The sequence below is a fragment of the Segatella copri genome, from assembly GCF_026015625.1.
GTDB lineage: Bacteria > Bacteroidota > Bacteroidia > Bacteroidales > Bacteroidaceae > Prevotella > Prevotella copri_H.
Genome location: NZ_JAPDVG010000001.1, coordinates 878,099 through 900,453 on the forward strand (window position 1 = coordinate 878,099; position 22,355 = coordinate 900,453).

The window sequence follows — 22,355 nt, forward strand, 5'->3', positions numbered from 1 at the left end:
TTTGCAATTTGTTTTCGGATGTTAATACCAATCTTTCTCTTTAGATTCTGCCGTTTTGGTAGAATTTCAACATGTTGATATTCAGAATGGTAAGATACTTTGCCTGAAGTTCGTTCTGCTTAGCCTTCAGAAGATTATCTTTGCCAGTTCTCAATTCTACGATGTTCTTTAATCCCAGTTTAAACTGCTCACTTAACAGATCGTAGCTTGTTTGGGCACTCTCGCTGCTCACCTTGGCAGCCTTAAACTGGCTTTGGTTTGTATTAGCCTGCAACCAATAGTTTTCGATAGTAGAGTAGAGCTTAGTTTGCTCATTCTTTATATCGAGCAAGATGCTTTCACGCTGAATGAGTGCTTTATTGACAGAAGTCTTGGTCTGTCGGTTATCAAAGAGAGGAATACTGACACCGATTCCACCACCCATGCTGAAGTTGGTTTTCATCTGACTGCCCCAACCGTTTTTGTTCATGGATGTGGTGCTGGTCGTAGCTCCTGCATTTGCGCTGATGGTTGGCAACTTTCCTGCCTTTGCAATCTTGATGTTCAGATCGTTCTGGTCGAGTTTGTTTTGATAGCTCAAAAACTCAGGGCGATTCTGAAGCGCAGCTGTATAGACACTGTTCATTCCTGGGATAGAGGCCAGAGCCATCTGGTCAGTTGTGCTTGGAATAGCGATGTCGAAAGCTTCTTCACTGGTAATCTGCAGGAGTTCCTTCAACTGTCGTTTATAGTTTTTAACGTTACTTTCAGCCTGCACGATGTTAAACTCATCTTGTGCTCTCTGTGCTGTAAGTTGTGCTAAGTCTGCTTGGCTCATCTTGCCAATTTTTACCATTTCCTTACCACGCTCTTCGTTTTGAACACTCGACTGATAACTTTCTTTGTTTACGCTGATAGCCTCTGTAGAGTAGAGTATCTGTACGTAAAGTTGAGCTATCTGTTCTTGCAGGTTGAGGGCTTGTGCTGTCGAATCGAGTTGTGCCGCTTCCTTTGCCAGCTTGTTCAGTTTCACCTGATTTCTGTTTTTGTTTCCGTTCCAAATCGTGTAATTGCCCATCACGCTATAGCTGCCATTGTAATATACCTTGTCGATGGAAGCTTTGCTGAAACCTTCTCCGCTGATTCCATTAGAAACCCAAGGCGTATAGCTTACACTTTGATTGGTGCTGGCAGAAAGCGATGGCAGAAGCGCTGACTTTGATTGCAGATAGTCCTCCTGAGCTGAAGCTTTTGTGAGTTGAGTCTTCTGCAGTTGAATGTTGTTAGCCAGTGCGTAACTGATACAATCCTGCAGTGACCATTGCTTAGCTTGTACAGCGATAGGAGCCGACATGATGAACAGCGCTACCGCCATGTTTTTTAAACTTGCGTTCATACTCTTTTTACTTTTTGTTTTCATTTTTACAGAACTCTTTGCATCTGTTCTGATTAAATGTGGATTAATGTTCTTACTTTCCATAATTGCAAATCTTAATAGGATACATCATTTTTAGCTTTGACGTAAGCGTCGCCTATAAAGTTGCAACTGATATGTGTTTTTGATTAAAAACGTGATGATAGGTTTAATATTCTCATTTATCTTTAACAATCCTTTTCATAGTGAAAGATTTCTTTTGCTTTTCCACATTAATTTATTTATATTTCTCAAAAAAATGTTTCTTCTTTCGTTATCTTCGCTGAAATTGTGTAACTTTGCAGAAAAATTTAAGAAAGGAATAAAATAAATGCCGTTAAGATTACCAGATAAGCTTCCAGCTATCGAACTGTTGAAGCATGAGAATATATTCGTAATGGACGAAAGTCGTGCGCATAAACAGGAGATTCGTCCGTTGAAAATCTGTGTGCTCAATTTGATGCCCCTCAAGATTACGACCGAGACAGATCTCGTTCGTCTTCTGTCGAATACTCCTCTTCAGTTAGAGGTTTATTTTATGAAGTTGAAAAGTCACACGCCAAAGAATACTCCAATAGAGCACATGATGATGTTCTACAAGGATTTTCAGGAACTTTCCAAACAGAAGTTTGATGGAATGATAGTTACCGGTGCTCCTATCGAAACGATGGCTTATGAGGAGGTAGAATATTGGCCTGAAATCAAAGAGATTTTTGATTGGGCCCGTACCCATGTTACTTCAACACTCTATATCTGCTGGGGTGCCCAGGCTGGTCTTTATCATTTCTATGGTGTTCCTAAGTATCCTTTAGAGAAGAAGATGTTTGGTATTTTTAAGCAGAAGCCTCTCGATTTGTCTCAGCCAATCTTCCGCGGTTTCGATGATGTCTTTAACATGCCTCATAGTCGCCATACGGAGGTAAGACGTGAGGATATTGAAAAAGTGCCAGGACTTAACATCATTGCCGAATCGCCTGAAAGCGGTGTCAGCATTGTGATGGCCAGAAACGGCCGCGAATTCTTTGTGACGGGTCATCTTGAGTATGCGCCAAACACGCTGGATAAGGAATATAAGCGTGATATGGGCAAGCGTGATGATGTAGAACTGCCAAAAAATTATTATTATCATGACGATCCGAACGAAGAACCTCTGGTGACATGGCGTGCTCATGCCAACCTCTTCTATAGTAATTGGATCAACTATTATGTTTATCAGGAGACTCCTTACAATATTGACGAAATCAGTTAATTTGAAGGAGTCGGTTGATTTCGATATTGATTTCTTATGCAAACATTAGAATTATTGGCGCCGGCCAAGAACTTGGAATGTGGTATTGCTGCCATTGATCATGGTGCAGATGCCGTATATATTGGTGCACCTCGTTTTGGTGCACGAGCAGCAGCAGGCAATTCGCTGGAAGATATCAGACAGTTGTGTGATTATGCTCATCAGTTTGGAGCAAAGGTTCATGTTACAGTGAATACTATCATCTATCAGGATGAGATGTTGGATACGCTTAAGATGATCCAGCAACTTGATGAGATTGGTGTTGATGCACTTTTGCTGCAGGATATGGGTGTGCTTACTGAGGTGAGAGCGCAGAATTTGTGGAGTAGAGAATTGCATTCCAGTACCCAGTGTGATGTAAGAACTCCAGAAAAGGCGTATTGGCTTACCACGTTAGGTTTCAAACGGGTTGTTCTGGCTCGTGAGCTTTCGCTCGATGAAATCAAGGCGATACATCAGGCGATTCCTGATAGAGAAATAGAGGTCTTTGTACATGGAGCGCTCTGCGTAAGCTATTCGGGTGTATGTTATGCTTCTGAGAAGTGTTTCGGGCGTTCTGCCAATCGTGGAGAATGTGCACAGTTCTGTCGTATGAAGTTTGATCTGCTTGATTCCAATGGTCAGGAGATTGAACATCAGCGTTATCTGTTGTCGCTCAAGGATCTTTGTCAGCTTGATCATCTTAAGGATCTTGCTGATGCTGGAGCTACTTCGTTCAAGATAGAAGGAAGATTAAAAGATATCAACTACGTCAAGAATGTGGTGGCTGCCTATAGCAGTCAACTCGATGCAATCGTAAAAGCTGAACCGCGTAAGTATCGCCGTGCATCGGTGGGACATGTTCAATATAATTTTACACCTAATCTGAAGAAGACTTTCAATCGTGGCTTTACCCATTATTTCCTGAATGGGCGACAGCCGGATATTGCTTCTTTCGATACACCGAAAGCTATCGGCGAGTTTGTGGGTAAGGTTAAGGAGATACGTGGCAATATTTCTTTCAACGTAGCCACAGTAGCCAGCTTTAAAAATGGCGATGGACTGTGTTTTATCAATGATGACCGTGAGTTGGAAGGCTTTCGTGTGAACAGAGTAGAGGGCAATCGCCTCTATCCGTTTGGAATGCCTGAACATTTGCGTCCGGGCATGGCTCTTTATCGTAATAACGATCGGGCTTTCGAGGCTTTGCTGGCTCGTAAGTCTGCTGAACGTAAAATCTATATTGTCATAGCAATGGAGCCTGTGATGGGTAATGAGTTCAGGGAAGAGCCGCAGGGGGTAAAGGCTGTTGTCAACATCATGAAGACGATAGAGGCTGATGGAGGCTTGATTTATCAGGTGGCTGAGGTGTTTAAAGAATTGAAGCTCGAAAAGGCGAAACGCCCACAGGGCGAAAATATAAAGGCCCAGATGAGCAAACTGGGCGATACGATTTACGAAGCTTACCAGGTAGAACTTCTGAAGGGAATGGAGACATACTTTGTTCCGAACAGTATTCTCACTGCTATCCGGCGTGAATTGATAGATGAACTTACCAAGGCAAATCAGAAACAGCTTGATAAGTCGTTGTGGGGTGGATGGGATAGAACCTTGTTCAACAATGGTTTTGGATTCAGTCAGCCCGGTGAACACCGACTTACGAAAGAGGAATTTACTTGGCAGCCGGAATACGGAAAATGGGGATATCTCTATAATATAGCTAACTATGATGCAAGAGATTTTTATCAGATTCATGGTCTGTCGCCAGTAGTTCCGGCATTTGAGTTGGGTAAGAATATTCCTTCTGCATGGGATGCTAAGACCCAGGAAGAATATGATGAGAATATAGAAAAAGACAAGGCAAACCGAAGTATGCAACCTAAGTATACCAACGAAAAGGGAGAATCGCTCCTGATGCAGTGCCGTCATTGTATCCGCTATTCGTTGGGCTACTGTGTGAAGCGTGGAGGCAAGAAACCAACCTGGAGAGAGCCTCTCTTCCTGCAGTTGGGTGATGGTCGCCGCTTCCGTCTGGAGTTTGCGTGCAATGAATGTCAGATGAACTTATATAGTGAGAAATAAATGAAAAAGAAATGGACGATACAGATTCTTTGTATGCTGGGCATCCTCTTGATGTTTAGCAGTTGTTATCATCGCCGTGCTCATCACCAGATGCATGCAGCTATGGTAGAGTACAGCAATAAACAACTCGATTCCATTTCGTTTTCTACTACCCATCATTATACTAACAAATTCAATTTTCTGGTATTCAAGGATTCCCTGGAATTGATTGCACAACAGCCTGAAGAGTTTTTGAGCAATTTGCCTATCGACTCCTTCGCCGTCCGAAAGAACCGCCTGCTGGTGGTTACGGATATCCGTATGGTTCCTCAGGATTCTATAGATTCAGTTTGGGTGCAGTTGGCTACTGAAGATAATCAGTTTGGCTGGACCCGTGAGTCCCGTCTGCTGCCGAAGGTTGTTCCCGATGATCCTATTTCGGAGTTCATCATGACCTTCAGCAATACTCACTTGCTCATCTTCCTGGTTATCATTATCATCATAGCTGTAGCCTATACCATTCGCAGGATATTCCATAGCAATGGTAAACTGGTTCACTTCAATGATATAGATTCCCCATATCCAACAGCGTTGGTGCTTATTGTTTCGATATCAGCAACCTTCTATGCAACCATTCAGCTGTTTTTGCCAGAAGTATGGCGTCATTTTTATTTTCATCCTACGCTCAATCCTTTTGCCGTACCGCCGATATTGGGCTTCTTCCTGGCTACCGTCTGGGCGATATTGATAGTAGGATTGGCTTGTGTTGATGAGGTGAAACACCGTTTGCCGGCAGGCGATGCAGTTCTGTATCTGGGTGGTTTAGTGGGTGTTTGCGCCATTGATTACATCATTTTCAGTGTCACTACCTTATATTATATAGGTTATTTGCTACTCGTAGCCTATATATGGTTTGCCATACGGGTTTATCTGTTTCCTCATAAATAAGGATAGGGGGTGCAGGAAAAAATATGTACCTTTGCACCCGTTATGAAAAGAATAGTATTTTATAGTAAAAAGAGCGTATGCATAGGTTTGGCAGCGGTAGCATTGCAGGCTAGTGCTGCGGATAACGAAAGGGCTACTTGCTCTGACTTGTCATTGGGTACGAGTGAAAAGTTTACAGAAGCTAACGGCTTGCTGGCTGATAGCAGCCGAGTTTATGACATTGATGAAGTTGTGGTTGTTTCGCAGCCTAAGGAGAATTTCCGTCTTCGTCAACAGCCTCTCAGCAGCACTTCCTTCGGTTCTTATCAGATGCAGCGACTGGGTTCTCGCGATTTGCGTGAACTTTCCTGCTATGTTCCTAATTTTGTAATGCCCAACTATGGCTCGCGTTTTACCAATGCCATGTATGTGCGCGGCATTGGAAGTCGTATCAACAGTCCGGCTGTAGGAATTTATCTTGACGGAATTCCAGTGTTGAGCAAGGCAGCTTTCAATCTTCACCATTATCAGACTAGTCGTATAGATATTCTCCGAGGTCCACAGGGAACACTCTATGGTCAGAACTCTGAAGGTGGTTTGGTGCGCATCTATTCCCGCGATGCTTATGATAGCAGGGGCACCTACGTTAATCTGGGATTGGGTTCTCATTTCTACCGTAATGTAGAAGCGGCTCATTATATGAAGCTTTCACCTCGTATCGGATTAGGGGTAGCTGCTTTTTATGATGGACAGAAGGGATTCTTCCATCGTGCAGGAACCAGCGATTATGCCGACAATTATGATGAGGCTGGCGGTAAGTTCAATCTTAAGTTCCGTTTTGAAAGAGGATGGAGCATGGATTTGCTGGCCAATTACCAATTTGTCTATCAGCATGCATTTCCTTATGGTCAACTTGATTTGAACAGTGGTAAGGCTTCATTGCCAAATACTACGTTCCCGGGGCTTTATCGCCGCAACATGCTGCTTTCGGGTGTCAATCTTCGTCATGAAGGAGCGAAATGGGATTTTGCTTCTACTACCAGCTATCAGTTCCTGGATGACAATATGAAGATGGATCAGGATTATCTTCCTGGAGATTATTTGAGCTTGCAGCAAGACCAGTTGCAGAATTCTATCACTCAGGAGTTCACATTTAAGAGCCGTCAGCCTTTCTTCGGCTTCTGGCATCTTACACAGGGTGCATTCTTCTCCCATGTGTGGTTGAAGACAAATGGTCCTGTAAAATTCGGTTCAGAATTGACGAAGCCTATCAGTAACGTTATCCAGCAGCAGATGTATTCCGCCATCCATTCTTTGATGGTGAAGCAGATGATGAGTAAGGGAATGCTAGAAGCTGCGGCTAATGCGATGGCTACGGTCGCGATAGAGAAGGCGGGCGGCATCAGCATGGCGGCGAGCATGGGAGCTCCGGGTTTGTTCCATACTCCTCAGAGTAATTTGGGTCTCTATCACGAGAGTACGTTTGATCTTTCTTCCCGTCTGAAAGCAACGCTTGGCTTGCGTTACGATTTCATGCATACAAGTATTCATTACGATACTTATGCTTATATGGCGATGACAGCTAATGTGATGGGCAAGGAGGCCACTTATACTTTGCGTTCAATGCTCGACCGCAAAACGAGTGATGATTACAACCAGCTCCTGCCAAAATTTGGATTAAGTTACAAGCTTGATGAGCAGGGGAGCAATGTCTATGCTACGGTGAGCAAGGGCTATCGTGCAGGCGGTTATAATATCCAGATGTTCAGTGACATCTTGCAGACCGAACTGAATGCTAACCGTCAGCATGCGATGCGAGGCAATTATGACGTTCCTCATACCGATGAAGATTATGATAGAGTGAACCAGACTATTGCCTTTAAACCGGAAACCTCATGGAATTATGAGGTTGGAACGCATCTCAATCTTTTTGATCATCGTCTTCATTTCGATTTGAGTGCCTTCTATATGCAGGTTCGCAATCAGCAACTCTCTGTGATGGCAGGAACCTATGGCTTTGGCCGAATGATGGTTAATGCAGGTAAGAGTCACAGTTGTGGTATTGAAGCCGCGCTCAAGGGTCAGGCTTTCGACGGTGCTTTTGATTGGGGTGTAAACTATGGCTTTACACGCGCCGTATTTGATGAATATACTGATGGCGAGGGTGATAAGGCTGTGAATTATAAGGACAAGAAGGTTCCTTATGTTCCTCAGCATACGATAGCAGCCATGGCTGACTATCATTTAGGACAGTTTACCTTCGGATTGAACATGAATGCGCAGGGCAAGACTTATTGGGATAATGCCAATACCTACAGCCAGAAGATGTATTTCGTGATGGGTGCGCATTGTGATATTGATTTCAGCAAGATGAGCATCAGTATCTGGGGAAAGAACCTCACAGATACTAATTATAATACCTTTGCTGTTGATAATGCAGCAACAGGAAAGAAACTGTATTTTGCCCAGCGTGGCAATCCTTTCCAATGTGGTGTTGATCTGAAATTCCACTTTTAGGATTAAAAAGAAAAGGAGTTTCGGCATTCTGAAATGCTAGAACTCCTTTTCTTTTTAATCTCATTTATTTCCTTCCTTTATTTTAATTCTCCATATCCTACCAGCCGGTCGGTGCGGTCGCTCTGAGCCCGATAGTAAACCAGTACATTGTATTTGTTCTGGGTCTGGTAGAAATTTCCTTCTGATGGGAGCAGCCTGATGCTTCCGTCCTCCATCTTCATGAGATACTGATAACTGTAATAACCTTGCTTCATGAAGAGACGTGCGTGATAGGTTTTCGTCATTTCATCATATTCCATCCGGTATTCGGGGAGGAAACGGCCGTAGGTCCAATCTGCGTTCAGATAAACATCGCCTGGCAGTTTTGGAGCTTTCAGGGTAAAGTGAATCTGTGCATATTCGCAGGTGTTGTTGTTTTCTACGTTGTCGCTGTTGCGGATATAAAACGAACCTTTGGCAGCTTCATCGTAAACGTAATTGGGGCGAGGGCTGTCAGTCATTACCTTTACCTGATAGTCGCTTCCATCCCAATCTATGGCGTCTATTCCCATGGTTGGATGGTCGGTGTCCAGAAATTCAAACTTTCTGTATTCGTTGCCCGCATCGAAAATCAGAGCTCTTACATGCTGCCAACTCATTTTGCCCGCACTCAGGTAGTCGGGTTTAGGATTGATGACAGCATTGTCCCATCTTCCGTTCTGAAGCACTACGATGTTCAGCTGGTTGGGATGAGTGATTCTCAGCTGGCTGTGATCCAGTTCCATTTTCAGTTGCTGATGGGCTTTCTGGATATCTATATCTGTTGTAGAAGTAGCTTCTAACTTCAGTTTAACCAATGGCTGAGGCTCTGTAATCATCCAGCAGGCTGTAAACATTTTGCCTTCTTCCTCGTTTTCAGCATTGTCGTCATAAACCGTCAGTCTGTAGTTGCCGCTCATGGCAAGTTGGCAGTCGGCATTGGGAATTGCCAGATGATAATGAGTGTAAGGATGATTGGTGTTGATGGATTGCTCTACATCTTCTATAATCTGATTGCCGTTGAAGCCTCTCATATAGTCGCTTTCAAAGAGCGAAGCAGATACGTTCCAGTTTGCATCACAATGTTCAATCTTGTAGCTGTACCGATGATAATCGTGCGTCATGTCGTCAAAATCGATATGGATAGGTTCTCCGCCCAGTGACGAAACTGGGAGCGATAGCCAGTTAGTTCCGCCTACAACCTGTAGGGTTCTGATGCGCTGGTTGAATATCTCGTGCTGCTGCGCCCAGGCAGTATGGGTAAACAGAAAGAGAAGGGAGATGATAGTGTATAATTGTTTCATATGGCTTCGTACGTATATATAAAAAAATAACTTGCAGTAGCCTTTTGATAAAGAACTAAATGCAAGCTTAAACAATCTAAATTAATACATGAAAACACTTTTGTAGTCGATAGGGGAATCGAACCCCTATGCCAAGATTGAGAATCTTGTATCCTAACCATTAGATGAATCGACCATTCAAAAAATCTCTATTGGTCTCCCGACTTATAGAGACTTTATAAATCTAATACCATGAAAAACACATGTAGTCGATAGGGGAATCGAACCCCTATGCCAAGATTGAGAATCTTGTATCCTAACCATTAGATGAATCGACCAACGGTACATTTTTCGTACGATAGCTTGCGGAAGGTGGGGGATTCGAACCCCCGGTACGGTAACCCGCACGGCAGTTTAGCAAACTGCTGGTTTCAGCCACTCACCCAACCTTCCAGTCGGATTCTTAACCGAATCAACCAAGCATCGTTCTTAAATGCGAGTGCAAAGGTACTACTTTTTTCTGATTCTACCAAATCTTTTTGCAACTTTTTTTCGATAAAAATGCATTTTCTTTGTAACTCCCACATTATCAGGGGTTGTTTTCTTTCAGTATGATGAGTGCTTTCATTCCTAAAACGAGCAGAGGCGGATTTCTTTCTCAGAAATCCGCCTCTTGTAAAAGAAAGGGCCGCTCGATGATGTGATGAAACTCCGAATGTATAAACATTTGAGAGTCCTCCGCCTTTGTAATCCACCGGCTTTTCAGCTTACCTGCCTGCTGCAGTTTATGTGGCCCGCCATGAGCAAGAGTATGTCCTCTCGGTTTCAATAGTGTAATTTGATGAGTATCCCGATCGAACCGAAACGACCCTTATTCCTTCTAGCACCCCGGCATCATCACGATGCTATGGTGCAATCATCTTAGTCATTATTTGATAATGCAAAGATAATGCAATATTTTGAAACTACCAAATGTTTTAGCTGTTTTCTTCGAATATTTTTTCGAAATATTTTCTCAACTCTGTTTTGTCCTCTATAATATTGCGCAGTTCGTTGAGCGCTTTCTCGTTAGGGGAGTTGGGAATCCATAACCTGATGTATCCGTTTCTTGAATATTTCTCGTCCATGTGCTGGCTGAACCGCTCCCATTGCTGCTCCTTGTCATCAGCTGGATTGTTTTCTTTGCCATACTGTATGGCGCGCAGAAATATCTCGTGAACGTCAATGTCGCGATCGGCTTCTGCCACAATCTTGCCATAGATGCTGCGAGGCTGACGGCTAGATGAAGCCCGATGGTCCTCAACGGCTTCTTTCATGATTTTAATCTGCTCTTTATTGAACCAGCGCTTCAGTCTTGCATCTGCCTGCAGAATCTTACCGCTGGTGATGTGGTGAATGGCACGCGGACCGCTCATCCCCAGGTCGTGGTAAGCGGCTATTACATACACCATATCGATGTCGGCTCCGGTTACCGGAACCAGTTTCAGAGAGTTTCTGATGACTCGGGTAACATGTCTGAGTCCATGACTTTCGCCAAAAGCATTATATTTGGGGAGAATCTGTTTCTCCACAAAGTCCATGATTTCGAGATTTACCTGTTGCTTCATAGATATTCCTCCACTTTATTTATATAATAAGGTACGCGCGTACATTATTATTAGTTTATTATTGTTCAATTCGCCATTCCGATGATGATCAGGGATGATACAATGCCGAAACAGAAGATGTTCAGAGCTGTTTTGCCCAGAATTCTGTTCAGTTCTCTGCCTTCGCCTATCTTTTTCATCTCCATATAGGTTCTGTTGTGCAGAATGATATAGAGTGCTGCAAACGGCAGGAACATGCTGCTGGCTTCATGCTGAAATACTTCGCAGATGGTTACACCTATTATGGTAAGGATGCCCAGATTGCCCAATGCGCAGTATAACCGCTCGGCATTCTTCTTTCCTATGTGAACCACAAGGGTCTTCTTGCCGGCTCTCAGGTCGTTGTCATGATCGCGGTAATTGTTCAGAATAAGCAGCGTATCAACTACCAGTCCGCAGGCTACAGATACGAGAACCGCTTCCAGGCTTACTCCCTGCATGGTTTCGGGCATTACGAGATAGTATGTGCAGCATACGGGTACAATGCCGAAGAAGAGCAGCACCAGAATATCGCCCATGCCCAGATAGCTGAGACAGGTAGTATAGAGGAAACAGAAGACTACGCAACAGATGCCTACAATGACCATTTCCCAACCACCGAAAAGAACCAGCGGAAGCCCTATGGCGCAGCCCTGAAGAGTAGTGAGGATGATTCCCCATTTCATGGCTCCCAATGTAATCCAGCCTTCAGCGCAGGCACGTTTCGGTCCCAGCCGGGTTTCGTCGTCATTACCATGTTTGAAGTCGAAATAATCATTCACCAGATTGCTGTCTATCTGCATCACCCATGCAAAGAGCAGGCAGAGTAGGGCTGGCAATGTCTGTATCTGCTGAGCGTCTTTATAAGCCAGCGCAATACCCAATAAAACAGGAACAGCCGCCGCCGTCAGAGTCTTCGGGCGAGCGGCTAGATACCATGCTTTTATAGAATTTGTTTCTATCATATTCTAAAAAGATTAAAATTGAATCTCCTGAAATTCTTAAGGAAAATCAGAAAGATTAATTGAAGAAGTTCCAACTTACTCCAATACGGAACACTCTCTCGTTCATCGGATAATGAGGAGCGAAGAAGTAGTTCTTGTCGCCCTGTCCTGCATTGATATGGCTCATCATTACGAAGAAACGGGTGTGCTTGATGTGAACGTTGGCGTAAACATTGACGATAGGATAGTTGCCTATCTTTACGTTGTTCTCGCCGTTGCCCTGTACCGTATACTGTCCCATATAAGGTGAATAGTCGGGAGCTTCATAGCTTGTAAAGTAGCGCATGTCAGCACCCAGGTCTACGTTCAGCACCTTTACTACCTTGAACTTGATGTAGAGGTTGGTGTAGGCATTGAAGGCTGGTACTGGCAGAACACTCTCCTTGCTTGAGTGCTGGTAGGTAAACTGGTTTTCCCAGTTCAGAATGCCCAGTCTGAAGTTCTGTTCCAGTTGTGCTGTCAGCAGGTTGATTCCTCCGCTTTCCTGCATCGGTGTTACCATGACTCCTGTTCGCAAACCTTCTTCTGTAATGTCATAGCTCTGCGAGAAGTAGGTGTAGTTCTTGATTTCATCTACAGCCACTCTCAGCTTGGTGCGTGTCTTAGGGAAGGAGAGCGTACCCATGATGCGGGTATGGATGGTCTTGTCGAGATCATTCTCCCACCACAGATGGCGGGCGTGATAGTTGCGGTAATAGAACGATGGGGTTTCTCTATGGAAGAAAGCATCGCCTCTTACCTGAAGCGTGTCGCCCAGGAATGGGATGTTCACGTCTACATTACCATCTATGGCAAGGGTTCCGGCGTCTACACCCGTCAGTCCTATTTCTGCTACGGCATTGTAGTGGAGTGTCTTGCCTTCCTGCTTGCTCAGCTGTCCGCCTACGCTCAGCACATGCTCGTTGTATTTTTCGAAACCGCCTTCCATGGTTGGCAGTTCATAGTGACGGAGGTCGTAGCTGGCGAAAGCCTTCAAGCCTGCCTTTGCCCATTTATTGAAACCTTCAAGCATGGCAATGGCGAAGGTATTCTTCATGTGCCAGTGCTTGGTCTGGTCGTAGATGGAGTCGCCGGTCAGCCTGCCTGCATCGTAATATTCATTCAGATAATAGTCGGCTGGGGTCTGATAAGCTTCGTAAATACGGCGATAGTTGTCAAACTTTACCGTATGGATGAAACTCGTTACCGGAACATATTCGCTCTTGTAGAAAAGCGAGTCTTCGGCATTTTTCTTCTGGACGGCAAGCAGACTGTCGGCAGCAGCTTTTCCGTTTACTGCGATTCGGGTACTGTCGTTCCTGATGTCCTTTGCGGCTGAGTCTTTAGCCGGTTCATCGCCTGCAATCTTGGCTCCGTCAGGACGGCCGGTGAATTTAGCACCCTGCTGTTTGTCGTAGGCTTTCTCATCAAATTTCTTGCCTTGTTCCTTGGCTTTCTTTCTGGCTTCTTCCTTCGCTTCCTCTTCAGCATTTTCCTTTTTCGAAGCTATGGCAAATTTCTTTGCCTTGATTTCTTCTTCGGTCATCTTTACCTTGCGGCTGAAACCTATGTTGTAGCGGTGGGTAAAGAAGATGTGCTGGTTGTCCAGTCGGTTCCAGTTCTGTTCCAGAACGGTAGGAATTTCATTGGTGGCAAACGATTCGGTATAGATTTCCGGATGCTTGATGTAATCATCGTTGGTAATACCGCCGTTCTCGGTCATTTTCTCATGATTGGTACTGAAGAGGAAGTGTGCCTGATAGCGGTCGCCCAGGTAAGAAGCCCACATGGTGTATTTAAAGTGGCTGGTACTCTGGGCGTTATAATATCCTCTGCCATACTTGTAGTCGAATCTGAAACCGGCGCCTAGCCTTTTGTTGGCATTTACTGCAAACATGGCCTTGAAGTCGTCTTCTCCCGTCACCTTGTCGCCGCAGCTGTTCAGCGTTATGTTGGTGATAGGTGAGTAGGTGTTGGTGAAGTGGAAGTCGCTTACCGGATTTACGATATAATCGTAGGGCTCTGTAAAGATGAAGTTGCCCTGCGTGTTGCGGCGGTCGATGAAGATTCGGTTCAGTCGGGCAGTACCCATGTTTCCGAGGGTATTGTATTCGCCTCTCAGTCCTTCCGTAAAGGTTGAGTTCATGTACATGTGCTGCAAGGTGTCTACTACCGCAGCCTTTGTGTCGCCGAAGCGTTCGTCTACGGTCCATACCCTGATGCCTTTCGGAATCTCCTTGTCTGAGCCCAGTGAATCGGTGTTCACCTTGCGGTTGGTTTGAGGACGGAACTGCGAATCTTCGTTATAGTTAAAATCGTTTTGTGCCGCAACCGGGAGGGTTGCAGCACAAAATAGGAGTGATGAGAATATAATTTTCTTCTTCTTCATTATTTCTTAAATAGTCGGATACATACTTCGGCAATCTTGAGCACTACACCCACGATGAGTACGATGTAGGCGATATTGCGGCTTTCTTCCAGCTGGGTCCAGAGTATTACCCCCACGATGGCGAGCAGCATGAAGGCGATGTTGAGATAGTTGCGCACCTTCAGCATATTGTTCTGGTCGCTGTAGGCCAATGGGCGGAGCCGGCGGTGCTGAGGTCTTACGGCGTAGCTGGTAGGCTGCTTCTGTTCAGTCTGTTCTGCGCCCTGCTCAGCTGCAGGCTGGGCTGTAGCGTTTGCAGGCTGCTGTGCCTCGTTCTGTTGTATCTTGTTATCTGTATTCTGATTATCCATTTTTCTTCAAGTTATTGTTTTACTAATGCAGTTAACTCTGCGAATATCTGGTCCTTGCGGTCGATGGTGCATCTGCGGAACTTTCCGAAGATCTTAGCCAGGTCGTTCTGCTTCTTGTTGAGCGCAATCTTGTCGCTGATTACCTCTTCTGCAGGTTCCTTGAAACCGGTGCTTCTTCCTTCCTCGTAGTTGTAGATGATGCGGCAGAGCGAGAGATTCAGATGATTGTCTGAAATCTTGGCTATCAGCTGATATTTGAATTCCGTGCGGTCGAGCGAGATGAATGACTGGCTGAAGACGAGCCATTCGTCCATCGTGTTGGCGATGACGTGTTCAGCATCGTTTACCAGTGCTACCCGGCTTGCTATGTTCTGGTCGTTCTGTGTCAGTTCACTCATGTATTTTAATACGATGTCGTAAATCTGCTTGGCAGTTTTTCCGTTAGCATCCGTATCGAGCGTGAATTCTATCTTGTTTTCATCATTATATGTGATGGCGCCTGCCAGATATTTCATATCCACTTTGGCTGTTGTGCCATTTGCCAGCTTGTTGGCAGGCTTGGCAGCCTCCTTTGGCTTAGCGGCTACGGCAACAGGAATCGCCCATCCCGTGGTTGATGTGGTTGGCTCCTTTACAACAACTGGTTCTGGCTCAGTAGCATGGGCCTTCTTTGCTTCCGCCTTGGCGCTTGCAGCGTTGATGCTGTCGGCCTGAGCCTTCAGTTTGGCAGCCTGTGCTTTAATCTTAGCCACTTCCAGTGCCTTCTTGGCAGCTTCCAACTGTTTCTGTGCCTGTTCCAACTGCTGCTGCTCTTCAGTCAGCACGGTTTGGGCCTGTGCAGTCATCAGCGGGAGGAGCATAAATATGGGGATGATGATTTTTTTCATGTCGAGTTGTTTTTATAAAACTAAAAAATGACGGTTCCTGTAGGGGAACTTAGCGGAAGATGAGGGATTCAAACCCCCGATACCCGGAAGAGGGTATACCGGATTTCGAGTCCAGCGCATTCGGTCACTCTGCCAATCTTCCTTTTTATTTTATCAGATGCAAAAGTAATACATTTTTTGCATCTGACAAAATATTGCTGTTATTTTTTAACTATATTAACCCCGCTTTATAGGATTTTATACTATAGTTTTTACTGTTGCTGCAGGAATCTGTCGGCCTCGATGGCAGCCTTGGCTCCCGAGCCTGCGGCAACAACACCCTGGCGGTAGATTGGGTCGGCCACATCGCCTGCTGCGAAAACACCCGGAATGTTGGTGGTGGCAGTACCTGGCACTACTTTGATGAAGCCCTGCTCGTCGAGATCTATCTGCCCCTTGAAGAGGTCGGTGTTAGGCTTATGTCCGATAGCCAGGAAGAATCCGTCGATGCTGATGTCAAACTTCTCTTCGTTGGCTTCGCCCTTGTGGCGCACGAGATGAGCACCTTCTACACCGTTCTCGCCGAAGAGCCCCAGCGTATTGGTTTCGAACAGAATCTCGATGTTCTCCTTGTTCTTTACACGCTGCTGCATGATTTCTGAAGCACGGAGATAAGGCTTGCGCACAATCATGTAAACCTTCTTGGCAAGTCCGGATAGATACATAGCCTCTTCGCAGGCAGTATCGCCACCGCCCACTACGGCTACGGTGCGCTTGCGGTAGAAGAATCCGTCACAGGTAGCGCAGGCTGAAACGCCCTGTCCGCGATATTTCTCTTCATCGGCAAGACCCAGATATTTGGCAGATGCACCTGTGGCGATGATCACGGTTTCTGCCTCAATCTCGTTGTCGCGGTCATCTGTAAGATGGAATGGGCGTGAGCTGAAATCTGCCTTCACGATGCTTCCGTCTCTCATTTCGGCTCCGAATCGGGCTGCCTGTTCCTTCATGTCCATCATCATCTGCGTTCCGTCTACGCCGTTAGGATAACCCGGAAAGTTTTCTACCTCTGTGGTGATGGTGAGCTGGCCGCCCGGCTGCATACCTGAATAGAGTACTGGCTGCAGGTTGGCTCTGCCGGCATAAATGGCAGCCGTATATCCTGCAGGACCGCTACCTATAATTAATGTCTTTATCTTTTCCATTTTTTATCTTATAGTTATATTTTTGTTTCTGATGGCTCGAAATGAGCCATTTCCTTTGCAAAGGTACATCAAAACAATGAGAAATCAAAATAAAAATACAATATTTTTCTTTTCTTGCATAAATTATTGCTTTCGTTTGAAGAATTATTGTTATCTTTGCACCCGAAAATAAGATGCTCCGGAATGAACATCAATTAGAAGAAACGAAAAATATTTACTTGATATATGAATCAGATTAAGAAGATTGTACTGACGGGTGGACCTTGTGCAGGCAAGACTACCGCTATGGTTAAGGTGATTGAACATTTCTCCAGTCTCGGCTATAAGGTTTTTACCATTCCCGAGGTTCCAACCATGTTCACCCAGGCGGGCATGAATTATCTCACCTCCAACAAGGATTTTTTCTTCGAGGGCGAGAAGGCTACTTTCCAGACTCAGATCAACCTGGAAGACAGTTTCCTGCGTATGGCTGAAACATTGCAGCAGCCGGTCATCATCGTCTGCGATCGTGGTACGATGGATATTTCAACCTATCTCACTCCCGATTTCTGGCACCGCATCATCTCGGAAGAGGGGTATACAGATGCCCAGCTTCGCGACCGCTATGATGCTGTGCTGCATCTGGTGAGTGCTGCTGATGGTGCCGAGCAGTTTTATACTACAGCCAACAATGCGCAGCGCCTGGAGAAGGCCGATGAAGAAGGACTGAAGATAGCGCGAGAGTTGGACAAGAAGATTGTTTCTGCATGGAAGGGTCATCCTCATCTCAGGGTAATCAATAACCACGAAGATTTCAACAACAAGCTGAACCGTGTGCTCAAGGAGATAAGTAATGTGCTTGCCATTCCGCAGCCGATAGAGGAGGAGCGAAAATATATCGTGAAGCTGACGGGCGAGGTTCCTAATGCGATAGACAGCGATATTGTTCAGACTTATCTTTCGGGTGAGCCGGGCAGCGAAATCCGTCTTCGCCGTCGCGGTTTCGAGGGAGGCAAGTATGTGTATGTTCACACCACCAAGAAGCGCCTTTCAGACAATGAGCAGATTGAGACCGAGCGACAGATCAATGCCAATCTTTACGAGAGTATGCTTCAGCAGGCAGATCCTTACCGCCAGCGCATTCATAAGCATCGCAAGAGTTTCATCTGGAAGGGCCAGTATTTCGAGCTCGACGAGTTTCTTGAGCCGGTTTCCGACCTGATGATTCTTGAAACCCGCGGCATTTCAGCCAACGAGAGTGTGAAGTTTCCTCCTTTCATTCAGGTGCTGGAGGATATTACGGGCAACAGCAAATATTATAATTATAACATAGCGCTGAAGCGGTAAAATCAGCCGAAAATGTAAAAAGTTACGGAGATAATTCATATTCTCCGTAACTTTTTACAAAGTCATCTTATATGTTGTAATCTAAATATTTCTTTCTGCTTTTCTATTTCTTCCTTAAGTTGCTGTTCTGTAGGAAGATATGTAAGATATTTTGAAGCAAATAATTGCTTGCTGTCGTGCAAAATGGAAAATCTTGCGATATCCTGGCTGGTTTCCGAACAGAGTAGTATGCCGATGGTCGGATTGTCGCCTTCCGTGCGTTTCAGTTCATCATACATTCTTACATACATATCCATTTGTCCTACGTCCTGATGGGTGATCTTGGTCGTCTTCAGGTCGATCAGTACAAAACATTTCATCAGGTAATTGTAGAATACCAGGTCTATGTAGTAGTCCTGGGTATCGGTGATGATGTGCTGCTGTCGCTCTACGAAGGCATAGCCTTTGCCCATCTCCATCAGAAATTTCTGAAGATGGGTGATGATGGCACTCTCCAGTTCGCTTTCCGAGAAGCTCATGTCTCGGGATAAGCCCAAGAATTCTGTCACCATTGGCGACTTGATGAACATGGCAGGTGAGTCTGCGTATCCTTTTGTAAGGGTTTTCATCTCGTTCTCTACCTCATCTTTGTGCTCATTGCTGGTTTGCAGGAGTCGATAATAGTATTGTGAGGCAACATTGCGGTCGAGGGTTCTTGTGCTCCACATTTGCTCTGACGATTCCTTTAAATACCATAGACGAGCTTCTGAATCTGTAACTCTTAGAATACTCTTTAGATGAGTCCAAGTAAGATTTTGCACGCGCGCGTGCAAAATCTCCCAATCAGGAAAATATTGGTATAATTGTTTGAAATAGGCAAGGTTACGAACACCATAGCCGGAGCCGAACTCTGTTGTCAACTGCTGAGATATAGACTTGATGAGCTGTATTCCATAATCAGCACGCTGCTTGCCAAGCTGCTCTTCTTCAACAATACGTTTGCCAATTTCCCAGTTTGAGCGTATCAGGGTTTCGTTGATAGATTGATACGCCCTGAACCAACGGTCACCGGCCGAAGGGAATTGAAAATCGCTGGCCGAAGGGTAAAGCAAAGGTAAAGGGCTGAAGCCCCTAGCCACACGCCCTGAAAGGGCAGAAGCTCCTAGCCCAGGGCATCGCCCTGGGTAATTACGGACGCAAACCTGTCGCCCTGTAAGGGCAAAAGCTTTAAAACCCCAGGCAAAAATCACAAAGCTTTTGCCCTTACTATTATATTTGCACTTGGAAAAATAAAGAGGTAAAAATCTTTATATCTGCAAACTTTTGTTAACTTTGCAGAAAATTAGATAAGTACAATAAAAAAAGAAGAATACTCCATATCCAGCGTTAACCCTGTGCCCTTTCTAGCATAGTAAAGGCTTAGCCCTGTTTGGGGAACTGGATATTTTCTGAGCAGAAGCTTGAGAGTAAATTAGCCTGCTTGTGTAGAACAAGACAGGACTCGTAGTATAGTTGTAGCCGCTCAGAACGGAGCACCCTTCTTATTAAAAACTTTATTCAATATGCAAATATACGGAATAGATTTGGCAAAAGAGAAATTTGACGTAAGTTTTTTCGACTTGACATCAAAAAAAGTATCAAACCACCCTTCACATAAGGTTGTAAAGAACAATTTTAAGAGTATCGGAAGGTTTTTAGAAACCCTTCCAAGCGATGCTGTATTGGTTGCTGAGCATACCGGAGTTTATGGTGATACTCTCTTGAAGTGCTGCATGGATAGCAATGTAAAGATTGCCTTTGTGGGTGGATATGTCATCCATAGATATAGAGCTACCCCTGACCGTGCCAAGACGGATGTCCTGGATTGTGCACTGCTCAGAGATTTTGGAGAGAGATATCCTGATAAGCTGAAATACAAGACGTTTCCAGAAGAGGCTCTATATGAGCTTCGTCAATTGGCACGCCACCGGGAAATGCTTGTAGAACAGCGTAAGCAGCTAATAACAGCCGACAAGAGCGAGGATTGTCGTCCTATCAGAAGTCTTGCCGTCAAGCGAAGCATGGACCGCATCAAAGAGATGTTGGACACGGAAATTGCAGAGACGGAAAAAGAAATGTTGAAAGTCATAAATGGACATGTGAGCATTCGCCACAACTATGAACTTGTTAAAAGTGTCGATGGAGTTGGGCTGATTACCGCAGTAGAACTATTGGTAAAAACAGAGAATTTCACAAAAATAACTACAGCGCGCCAATATGCTGCTTATGCAGGAACTGCGCCATACGAAAAATCATCGGGGAAAATGGACAAGGGAGCACATATATCCAAGATTGGTAATAGACGGTCAAAGACCTTGTTGTACATCTGCGCAGAAAGCGCCAGATTGCACAACAAGGAGATTAAACTGTATTACGAGAGACGTACTTTAATAGATAAAAAGCCGCGTCATTATGTACTAAATGCCATAGCAAACAAGTTGCTAAGGATCATATTCACCCTCGTGGAAAAAGGTGAATACTATGACGCAAACTTCATTAGGCAAGACCCAAGGGTCGTTAAATATAATTAACGTTAAAAAATACGCTCAAAGCTTGCTCAATTAGAGTAAAACAGGGCGCCTTGCTGACTGCTACTATACCCAGGGCGATGCCCTGGGCTAGGAGCTTCTGCCCTTTCAGGGCGTGCTGCTTCTGACCTTTTGGGCCTTCAGCCCGTACTTGAACCACATACGAAAGTTCAATTATTAATTTTAAGGCAAAGATAATAAAAAAAAAGGAAAATGAGCAAAAAAATGATGATTTTTTACTCGTTTCCCTTTAACTTTCTTTGGAAATCCTTAATGACCTTAATGACCATGACCTTAATGACCGGATTTCTCAGTTTTTTTTTATCCCATGCAGCTCGTTACTCCGAGCGTAGTAGCGATAGCGGTCAGAATGCTGATGGCTATCTGAAGAATTGTTTTCCAAGTGTTCGCTTTCATCTTTTTAGTGTTGAATGTTGAGTGTTGAATGTTGAATTTTTTGTGGGGCGGATAGGCTGGGCTAGGGGCTAGCACCCTAGCCAGTCTATCCTTGGTCTATTCAAGTCCGTCGCCAGTATCGTCCTTGCCGGTAGTACCGCCGCCTGATTCAGAGCCTTGTCCGTCGCTGCCCGTCTGACCGGTGTTTGAACCACCAGGGGTAGAACCGCCAGGCGTATTATCCGGAGTAGTTGGCGCGTTGAGGTCAACGTTGGTCTTACCCTCCTTAATCGCCTTGATAACGGCAGCCTGAGCACTGCGGCTGGCTACGAGGTTGAACTCGGCGTCATCGCGAAGGTTCTTGAACTCCTGACCAGGCTCCCACTGAACCTTTACGCCGGTGATGTTCTGCGAGGTGAACTTGTCAGCATCCTCAGCACCCTTCGAGGTGAGAAGGAGAGAGAAATCACCAAGATCGCCCAGACGGATTTTCTTGCCCTCAAGCAACATCTCACGCATGCAGTCTACGGCGATGTAGAGGATGGCGCTGATGTCAGCTCTCGAATAAACAGTACCATGAGAGGTGATGTGCTTGGCAAACTTCTCGATGGTCATGATGTCGGTGTACTGTGAGATGGCGAAAGCGTTCTGCTTCTCAGTCTTCACGAGTTCCAGGTCCTTTGGGTCAGGGGTTGTACCCTCCTTCTTTGCCTGGTTGATGCGTGACTTAGCCTGGTTGATTTCCAGAAGATTTGCGTTCACGCTACGCATTACGATGCTGTAATTAATCATAGTCGTTTGTAGTATGTTTAGAGTCCTTTGTTTTGCAACTCCCCAGAACGCCCCGTTCCTGCCGTTTTCGGGGTCTTCATTGATGACCGGCGCCTGCCATCATTTATGACCCGTGTTGGTCTTAATAGAAGACCGCCTTCAGGCACCTAAGGCATTTCCTTCGATTGCTGGTGCAAAGATACGAATAAATCTGGTATCTACCAAATTTAGACATGTGATAAGGAGCGATTTTCAGCAAACTTACAATTTGAAAGTTGGTTCTAAATACAAACTCTATGTTTCATGTGGCGCATCTCTATGTTTTCGCGGTATAGAAGCTGTGTTTTTGCTGTATAAATCAGCATATTACAAAGTAATAACCTATTTACAGGAAACGTGTTCAGTATTCAGTATTCAGTTTTTTTCGCTGTT

At 45.0% G+C, this 22,355-nt stretch carries 17 protein-coding genes and 4 tRNA genes; 6 read left to right on the forward strand and 15 right to left on the reverse strand.

Features of this window, described 5'->3' with window-relative positions:
• Positions 1–40: 40 nt before the first annotated feature.
• The gene (locus ONT19_RS03795; protein ID WP_264952256.1) at positions 41–1,375 is read right to left on the reverse strand and encodes a TolC family protein; all 1,335 of its coding nucleotides are present in this window, start codon (positions 1,373–1,375) and stop codon (positions 41–43) included.
• A 349-nt stretch (positions 1,376–1,724) separates the two neighbouring features.
• Here ONT19_RS03795 and metA point away from each other — a divergent pair, with 349 nt between their 5' ends.
• From metA to ONT19_RS03815, 4 genes are read left to right on the forward strand one after another with little or no spacing between them, the layout of a single operon-like run.
• Complete coding sequence (metA, locus tag ONT19_RS03800; RefSeq protein WP_264952255.1) at positions 1,725–2,642, forward strand: homoserine O-acetyltransferase MetA; 918 nt, start codon at positions 1,725–1,727, stop codon at positions 2,640–2,642.
• 36 nt (positions 2,643–2,678) lie between these two features.
• The gene (locus ONT19_RS03805) at positions 2,679–4,742 is read left to right on the forward strand and encodes a peptidase U32 family protein (RefSeq protein WP_264952253.1); all 2,064 of its coding nucleotides are present in this window, start codon (positions 2,679–2,681) and stop codon (positions 4,740–4,742) included.
• Positions 4,743–5,669, forward strand: coding sequence for a zinc ribbon domain-containing protein (locus ONT19_RS03810; RefSeq protein ID WP_264952252.1), 927 nt, complete (start codon positions 4,743–4,745; stop codon positions 5,667–5,669).
• Between the two features lie 42 nt (positions 5,670–5,711).
• The gene (locus tag ONT19_RS03815; RefSeq protein WP_264952251.1) at positions 5,712–8,165 is read left to right on the forward strand and encodes a TonB-dependent receptor; all 2,454 of its coding nucleotides are present in this window, start codon (positions 5,712–5,714) and stop codon (positions 8,163–8,165) included.
• 77 nt (positions 8,166–8,242) lie between these two features.
• On the opposite strand, the gene ONT19_RS03820 is transcribed toward ONT19_RS03815, so the two are convergent.
• The 11 genes from ONT19_RS03820 to trxB form a co-directional block, all read right to left on the reverse strand.
• Entirely contained in the window at positions 8,243–9,487 is a 1,245-nt protein-coding gene (locus ONT19_RS03820) for a DUF5103 domain-containing protein (RefSeq protein WP_264952250.1), read from the reverse strand.
• A gap of 103 nt (positions 9,488–9,590) precedes the next feature.
• A tRNA-Glu gene (locus ONT19_RS03825) sits at positions 9,591–9,662 on the reverse strand.
• Positions 9,663–9,732: 70 nt separating this feature from the next.
• Positions 9,733–9,804: transfer RNA gene (locus ONT19_RS03830), tRNA-Glu, on the reverse strand.
• Between the two features lie 28 nt (positions 9,805–9,832).
• Positions 9,833–9,919, reverse strand: a tRNA-Ser gene (locus tag ONT19_RS03835).
• Positions 9,920–10,443: 524 nt separating this feature from the next.
• Positions 10,444–11,073, reverse strand: coding sequence for an HD domain-containing protein (locus tag ONT19_RS03840; protein ID WP_117694903.1), 630 nt, complete (start codon positions 11,071–11,073; stop codon positions 10,444–10,446).
• 65 nt (positions 11,074–11,138) lie between these two features.
• Positions 11,139–12,056 (reverse strand): 1,4-dihydroxy-2-naphthoate octaprenyltransferase, encoded by a 918-nt coding sequence (menA, locus tag ONT19_RS03845; RefSeq protein WP_264952249.1) that lies wholly within the window; start codon positions 12,054–12,056, stop codon positions 11,139–11,141.
• Between the two features lie 55 nt (positions 12,057–12,111).
• Positions 12,112–14,463 (reverse strand): putative porin, encoded by a 2,352-nt coding sequence (locus tag ONT19_RS03850; RefSeq protein ID WP_264952248.1) that lies wholly within the window; start codon positions 14,461–14,463, stop codon positions 12,112–12,114.
• Positions 14,463–14,813, reverse strand: coding sequence for a mechanosensitive ion channel protein MscS (locus ONT19_RS03855; protein ID WP_264952247.1), 351 nt, complete (start codon positions 14,811–14,813; stop codon positions 14,463–14,465). The genes ONT19_RS03850 and ONT19_RS03855 overlap by 1 nt, the downstream gene beginning before the upstream one ends.
• Before the next feature lie 11 nt (positions 14,814–14,824).
• Positions 14,825–15,700 (reverse strand): DUF4468 domain-containing protein, encoded by an 876-nt coding sequence (locus tag ONT19_RS03860; protein WP_264952246.1) that lies wholly within the window; start codon positions 15,698–15,700, stop codon positions 14,825–14,827.
• Between the two features lie 53 nt (positions 15,701–15,753).
• Positions 15,754–15,842: transfer RNA gene (locus tag ONT19_RS03865), tRNA-Ser, on the reverse strand.
• Positions 15,843–15,951: 109 nt separating this feature from the next.
• On the reverse strand, positions 15,952–16,884 hold the full coding sequence (gene trxB, locus ONT19_RS03870; RefSeq protein ID WP_203068938.1) for a thioredoxin-disulfide reductase: 933 nt from the start codon (positions 16,882–16,884) through the stop codon (positions 15,952–15,954).
• Between the two features lie 225 nt (positions 16,885–17,109).
• Here trxB and ONT19_RS03875 point away from each other — a divergent pair, with 225 nt between their 5' ends.
• Entirely contained in the window at positions 17,110–18,210 is a 1,101-nt protein-coding gene (locus ONT19_RS03875) for an AAA family ATPase (RefSeq protein WP_264952245.1), read from the forward strand.
• A gap of 62 nt (positions 18,211–18,272) precedes the next feature.
• On the opposite strand, the gene ONT19_RS03880 is transcribed toward ONT19_RS03875, so the two are convergent.
• Complete coding sequence (locus tag ONT19_RS03880; RefSeq protein ID WP_264952244.1) at positions 18,273–19,301, reverse strand: PDDEXK nuclease domain-containing protein; 1,029 nt, start codon at positions 19,299–19,301, stop codon at positions 18,273–18,275.
• A 471-nt stretch (positions 19,302–19,772) separates the two neighbouring features.
• On the opposite strand from ONT19_RS03880, the gene ONT19_RS03885 reads away from it, so the two are divergent.
• Positions 19,773–20,759 (forward strand): IS110 family transposase, encoded by a 987-nt coding sequence (locus ONT19_RS03885; RefSeq protein ID WP_264963867.1) that lies wholly within the window; start codon positions 19,773–19,775, stop codon positions 20,757–20,759.
• Between the two features lie 318 nt (positions 20,760–21,077).
• On the opposite strand, the gene ONT19_RS03890 is transcribed toward ONT19_RS03885, so the two are convergent.
• The gene (locus tag ONT19_RS03890) at positions 21,078–21,173 is read right to left on the reverse strand and encodes a smalltalk protein (RefSeq protein ID WP_153072405.1); all 96 of its coding nucleotides are present in this window, start codon (positions 21,171–21,173) and stop codon (positions 21,078–21,080) included.
• A 96-nt stretch (positions 21,174–21,269) separates the two neighbouring features.
• Complete coding sequence (locus ONT19_RS03895) at positions 21,270–21,944, reverse strand: DNA-binding protein (RefSeq protein ID WP_437183779.1); 675 nt, start codon at positions 21,942–21,944, stop codon at positions 21,270–21,272.
• Between the last annotated feature and the right edge of the window lie 411 nt (positions 21,945–22,355).